Source organism: Streptomyces sp. E2N166 (assembly GCF_003671715.1).
GTDB classification, from domain to species: Bacteria; Actinomycetota; Actinomycetes; order Streptomycetales; family Streptomycetaceae; genus Streptomyces; species Streptomyces thinghirensis.
Map to the genome: position 1 here is coordinate 1 of NZ_RAIF01000054.1, position 324 is coordinate 324.

General features: G+C 65.7%; 1 protein-coding gene. It reads left to right on the plus strand.

All coding sequences use genetic code 11. The features are described 5' to 3' along the window. Nucleotides 1-64 precede the first annotated feature (64 nt). Nucleotides 65-324 (plus strand): transposase (locus tag EBH09_RS37400; RefSeq protein WP_153182793.1); only part of this gene is annotated, 260 nt, incomplete at its 3' end.

Genomic DNA, 324 nt, shown 5'->3' on the forward strand with positions numbered 1-324 from the left:
GGCCCCTAGGCGCTGTTTCTCGGATCTCCTGACTGGGGCGGGGTGTTGGGGTCAGGCTGGCTTCATGAGTCGTGGGGATCTGACGAACGCGGAATGGGCTCGGTTGGAGTCGTTCTTACCTCCTGGCGGTGCGCGGGGAGGTCGGTGGAGCGATCACCGTCGGGTGATCAACGGAGTGCTCTACCGGGTGCGGACGGGGGTGCAGTGGCGGGATCTGCCGGAACGGTTCGGCCCCTGGGAGACGGTCTATAAGCGGCATCGCCGCTGGTCAGCGGATGGAACGTGGAGAATGCTGCTGTCTCGCATCCAGGCCGCCGAGGATGC